This window comes from Microcystis sp. M53602_WE12 (genome assembly GCF_030065455.1).
GTDB lineage: Bacteria > Cyanobacteriota > Cyanobacteriia > Cyanobacteriales > Microcystaceae > Microcystis > Microcystis aeruginosa.
In genome coordinates, this window is the sequence record NZ_JASJFB010000258.1 from 1 (window position 1) to 5,935 (window position 5,935).

The following is a 5,935-nucleotide window of genomic DNA, read 5'->3' on the forward strand; positions in this document are numbered from 1 at the left end:
AAATCCTTATCTGGCAAGAGACTTAATTGATTAGTTCGCTCTAGAGCAAAAACAATTGACAAAAATCGCCAAATGCCTTTCTAAATAAGGGTTCCATCCCTTGTAATCCTCGTCCATTGCATAACACAAACCGAAGAGCCAGAAATCAAAGCAATTAGTAAGGTTATATTCAGGATTAATTGCCTTAATTTCGTTTTCTAGTGTTACTAATAAGGTTGCGGTAAGCATTCCTCGAATACCACCACCATCTAAGCTTAAAATGCTGAAGTTTTTTGAGTTTTCCATGATTGATTTCTCCAGTTGAGTTGGTTACAAAATAGCAAGTTTCGGATGGGTTATAGGAGCGTAACAATGATAATTACAAAGCAAAAAGGTGTGTGAAGTAATGTACTCTACAAGAGCGGTGATCGTACTTTCAGATGGCATATGTAAATCTAGCAAGCTATATTATTTTGCTCTTTTTTGCTTCTCGATCTCCATTTTCTTTTCCTCTTTTTCTCTTATTCTTTTTTGGCCAAACTTCGTTGCGTAAAGATTTTCCCTTTACCTCTATCATCAGGTTCTGATATTTGGATTTGGCACTAGAGCGATACATGGGATTAAAGTGCCATTGAACTTGATCTAGAATATCAAAATTGACTCCTTTTTGCTCTAAACATTGAATAAATCTAGGAATAAAATAATCTCCAAGCTTACTGACCATCTTTGCAGACGTCCACTTAGAACCCTCTTCTGAACGGTCAAATGTGTTACCCAAAAAGTAAAAAGCTCCTCGACGATTATCAAGTAATTCATGTTTTTTTAAATAATCATCAGCACCTGTTGTACCGACCGTGAAGCCAGAGGAAATAACTGTAATTTCTCCTCGTTTCATTAATTTGTTTATTATTGGCATCCAATTATTTTGACTACCATGATGGGGTAATTTAATCACCTTTATAAATAATTCTCTTTCGCCTTCAATCAATGACGATATTCTGTCATTTGCCGAATCTTTTTCCATATCACCAAGAGTTAGCATCTGCCATTTTTTTTCATCTTTTTCAACTGTTATTAAACAACCTAGACTTTTTTCATTTTCAATCTTATCTTCATCTGATTCTGTACGTTCTGCTTCCTTGAATTTGAATTTGTTAGGATCTGGAATTATAAATTTAATTGTTACCTTTAAATCGTCATCATTATTAAGACTTAATTCTTGCGAATCTTGATCATCGTCAGGAAAAGAAATTGTTGCATGATTTATTTTGGGATGTTTTATTATTTTTTCTAGTTTTTTCGTTAGTGTAGTTTTAGAAGGAAGAAAAATTTTGTTAGTGCAGCGTTCCACTACCTCTTTCCATTGCGTATCATTGCCTATATGATCTTCATGCAGATGAGTAAATATGACGTTTTCTAATGTGTGATCTGCCTGAATGCCCAAATGACAATATTTACGCTTTACCTGTGGTGCTCCCAAATCAATCAGGGTATGACGATCCATCTTTTTGCCATAGGTCAGTAAGCAACAATCACCTGCTTTATTTCCCCATCCACCGCCAAATTGAGTAATCTTGAGTCCCATAATCTTGCTCCTAATTAATAAACTAAAAAATTGACTTTCAAGAAATTGTAATACCCAGTATTTCTAAGCAGATAAAAGCTGTTTTGCCAACGCCTTTGCCCCACTCAACGGGTCATAGAAATTAAACGCTAACGCCAAAGTTTGCGGTTGTCCTTGCATAAACACCAGCGTTAATGCCAAAGACACACTGCCCCCCCTCGCCGCCATCAGCGTCGCCTCGAATCGTGCCGATTTAACATCTAGCAAACCTCCTAAACTGTACTTGACGATAAACTGACCCACATCGGCGATTGACCCAATAGAAACTTTGAGTCCTTGTAAGGTTTGAGTCGCCACAGATAACGCTCCCGTTGCCGTTTCCCGTGCAGTAAACAAACCAGCAATCCGCACATCCGCATCAATCGGGAAATTGACAATGGTTTTCTCCAAACCGCGCACCACCTGCTTGGCCCCTTCTAATACCCCATTGGCCGTCTCCCGTGCAGTAAACAAACCAGCAATCCGCACATCCGCATCAATGGGAAAATTGACAATCGTTTTCTCCAAACCGCGTACCACCTGCTTGGCCCCTTCCAATACCCCATTGGCCGTTGCCTTAGACGCTTCAACTCCACCGATATAAGTATAAAGTCCGGCAATTTCAGAACCCTTAGCCGTCGCGTAGGCCGACAATTCCGCCCAACGGTAACTCTTTTCGTACCATTTAGATTGATTAAACCAGCGTTCCTTATTGCTAATATCCTGTTTTAGCTGTTCAATTCTTCGCTTGGTGTTATCAATCTCTCCCTGAAGGGAATTCACATCATTTTGCGCTCGTTGCACCGCTCCCTGAGCATCCCGCATCCGCCCAGAATCGCGGTCTCGTTCGCGCTGAATGGTTTGCCGCATATTATTAATATCCGTATTGAGCTTATCCACCTCCCGTTGAGCAGAAGCAACTGCCGCCTGAGCATCTCGCATTCGCTGGGCATCGCGATCGCGTTCCCGTTGAATCGTTTGCCGCATATTATTAATATCCGTATTGAGCTTATCCACATTTCGTTGAGCGGAAGCCACTGCATCTTGAGCATTTGAAAGGCTTCTTGTTGCCTCATCGGCGGCGGCTTTAATGGCATTCGAGGCTTCTCGACGGAGATACTCCAATAAATCATTCCGCATCGTAGCAACAATAAAGAAATCGCCCCCTTGCGTTAAATTTTGTCCCCGTACTTCTAGAGTACATTCAAATAAATCAAAAATCTTGCCAATCGTCGTAAACGTAAAACCACTATCCGAGAGGCGGATTTGGGTTTCACTACGAATCCCCAACAGTTCGACTGCTCCTGATATATCCAGATTGGGAACGGTTTTCGGGCTAACCTTGAGATAAAGTGAGGGTTTAGGCTTGCCTGTGGCTCCTGTAAGCTTAAAGATACCCGCTAAGTTAATCGGTTCCACATCCCCTTTCACTTCAACTCCATCAAGATAATCAATTTTTAGATAGCCATAGGCTCGCAATCCCCAGAAATACATCGTTCCTTCTAATTGCGTCCCTTGCTCGAATTTTAATTCCCCAATTGTCGTCGGTTGCGGAACAATGTAGATTTTGACGTTTTCAAAGCCAATATCTAAAACCGTTTTAGCCAGAGAAGCGGGAATGGCTTGTTTCACCGCAGTTCCACAGAAAGTACCGATCACGTCCATGAAATAGAGGCGATTAAAAGCGATCGCCAGCATACTGCGGCTCGGCATAGCCGAATCAAATTTCACCGCCACTACACCCTGAAATTCCCCAATTTGCAACGTACCAGCAATTCCCACTGTCGGTAGCGGTGGCGGGAAACTCATTCCTAGTTCGATCGCGACATTGGCAATGGACACCCCTTTCGCATCAAAAGGATCTTGCCAAATCCCCAACATAGTCGCTTGAAACTCAGCCGAGCGCGGTTTGACTTCCATGCCACCAATAAACCGCAGGACACTATTATTCAGAATGGCTGTTACTGTCCCCATTAAGGTTAGCGAAAAGTCACTGGGAGCAGGTTTTAAACGAAACCGAATATCACCAAAGGCAACGCCTTTACCTAAATCGAAACTGCCATCAATTGAGGCTTCTATAACCAAATCGGCTGGTTTTCCACTGATAGCGGTATAAACATTGAGGGACGTAATTCCCAAAAGCGCATCCACACCTAATCCAGACAGATTCATGCCCGCAAAGAAGTTTAGCCCTCGAATGATAGCCACATCACTCCGTTGAGCCTGTACTCGTGTGAGAGCGAAATTGCGATCATCGCTAGAAGCCAGAATTAAAGCCGTATTGGAAAATTTGAGTCCATCAAGCACCCTGAGTTCATCGGCAATCTCTGAGAACTTCCAATAACTGGGAGGCATAAACCCAGCAGTAAAGCCCCAACGGTTGTCAATCTTCTTCACAATCAACTCAGTCTGCCCCAAACTAGAACCTGCGGCTAGGGAGAAAGATTTTTTCTGAGGTGCAATAGTCACCTCTACATCCGAAAAAGACAACGCCAGCACACTAGCAGGAATCGGCAAATCACGAATCACCTCACTCCCGCAGAGTCTCTGTACTAAAGGTGACAGGTTTAATGAGGGAATATGGCCTTGTAAAACAAAATCGCCGGGGAATTGATAGGTAATGGGGAAGCGGGCTGTATTTACTTCTAACGTCCCACTAATAAATCCCGTAACGGAACGCTGACGAGTTGTTGCTTCTGCCTGAGTTGAGTTTGCCGATCTCAGCACTTGAAAAGAAATATCTTCAACTTCTAACCCATCAACACCAATGGGAATCGGCCAGCTATTGCTCGATTTTCCAGTCAGAGAGAATTCTCCAGTTTTGGGGGTGACTGCAATTTCAATATTGGCAAATTCAAAATCGGGAAGGTCGGTTGGTAACTCAACCATTGCAAAAAACTCTTCCAGAATAGCCGACAGATTCAGCTTGGAGATTTGTCCGCGCAGGACGAACTGATCTTCAATATCGGCAACGAGACTGACTTCGGCTCCCGCTATCGTCAATGTTCCAAGGATTAACCCCGATACAACAGTTTTGCCGTCAATGCGGGCTACTTCAAAGTTAGTTTCAACTTGCTCCAACTTCACCAGTTTAGGAATAATTTCCCAATCGGTTAATGCTGAACCACTTAGGGAAAAAGCTCTGTTTTTAGGGTCTAACGTCACACCCAACTCAGAGAACACAATATCTGGAAAACCTTGAGGGACAGAAACTTCATCAAAGGCAAAGAAATTGATCAGTCGAGTTAAGCTCAGTCCCCCTCCCTGAACCAGATAACCATGCATGGTAAATCCTGGCAAAGAGGCTCCAACACTAAACTTTGCTAGACTGTCAATGGTCAATTCTCCTGACAAATCACAAACCAAAGTACGGTTTTCGGAAGAAGTAGGATTATCTACTAAAAAATAAACTGAGACATTTTCAATGGCGATTTTGTCTGTTATTTTCCAGGGTTGTATTGAATTAACATATACCGCAATCGACTCTAGTTTTTTCTCCGTTGAACTAACATTCAGTGTAAGCCGAGAGAGAACTAAACCCTGTTCGGGACGATAGCCATCGGGCAGTAAATCAGCAAGGGCGGTTCCATTTAAAAGCGCAGTTAACTGAGAAAGCCCTGTTAAAGAAAAGTCTTCTAAATCAGCTTCAAACGTCAAGTCCTGATGAGAGCCTCGAAAGGTCGAATAAATTGGCAAATCAACGGAATTATCTGAGCTGCCAACCTTAATCTGAGTTTCCAGCGCAAAGTAAGCACTGGTGTAAGGAGGAAGACCACTTTCTGCTTCATCGATCACATCGGCAACAAGATCGAGTTCTAAAGAAGGAACGCTTAAGTAGCCCAAACTAATATCTCCTGTGATGGGAGCATTAAGAAAAATCTCCGTCCCTTTAGGAGTAGGCACGATTAAGCCAGTTACTTTCAGAGAGAGTATCTCGCCAATAAATTGACTTAAGGGAATGAAGTCATTATCAATTGTCAATTCGGCTTCAAACCGAAGCCCAGAAACCTGCTCAGGTTCTTTAACTTCAACAGAATCAAGAATTAATTTGGGTTGTTGAAAGATTAGCCGATCAAATAAAAATTCTTCCTCTTTTAACCCCATTTGGGTAAGAATACTTGTTCCCAAACTCGGAAAACTTTGAGTAAATTTCCAAGTATTTGGCAATAGTGTAACTAGAGTCATTTGTGGCTTCTGATCTTTTAAGTAAAATGGTTCTTCGGTTTTTGTTATGCAATGGACGGGGGTTATAAGGGATGGAACCCTTATATAGAAAGGCATTTGGCGATTTTTGTCAATTATTTTTGCTCTAGAGCGAACTAATCAATTAAGTCTCTTGCCAGATAAGGATTT

The 5,935-nt window shown here is 42.1% G+C and carries 3 protein-coding genes; all 3 read right to left on the reverse strand.

Translation table 11 applies throughout. From position 1 onward, the window contains the following. Positions 1–30: 30 nt before the first annotated feature. Positions 31–285, reverse strand: a complete 255-nt coding sequence (locus PX482_RS09495) for a hypothetical protein (protein ID WP_002762862.1) — start codon at positions 283–285, stop codon at positions 31–33. Between the two features lie 157 nt (positions 286–442). Next, complete coding sequence (locus PX482_RS09500; protein WP_002762864.1) at positions 443–1,564, reverse strand: ComEC/Rec2 family competence protein; 1,122 nt, start codon at positions 1,562–1,564, stop codon at positions 443–445. A 63-nt stretch (positions 1,565–1,627) separates the two neighbouring features. Then, positions 1,628–5,767: a hypothetical protein gene (locus PX482_RS09505; RefSeq protein WP_288096242.1), complete on the reverse strand. Its 4,140-nt coding sequence runs from the start codon at positions 5,765–5,767 to the stop codon at positions 1,628–1,630. Positions 5,768–5,935 lie beyond the last annotated feature (168 nt).

Excerpts from the sequence above, each read along its gene's own strand:
- PX482_RS09500 (WP_002762864.1), bottom strand. The coding sequence starts at position 1,564 with ATGGGACTCAAGATTACTCAATTTGGCGGTGGATGGGGAAATAAAGCA.
- PX482_RS09495 (WP_002762862.1), bottom strand. The coding sequence starts at position 285 with ATGGAAAACTCAAAAAACTTCAGCATTTTAAGCTTAGATGGTGGTGGT.
- PX482_RS09505 (WP_288096242.1), bottom strand. The coding sequence starts at position 5,767 with ATGACTCTAGTTACACTATTGCCAAATACTTGGAAATTTACTCAAAGT.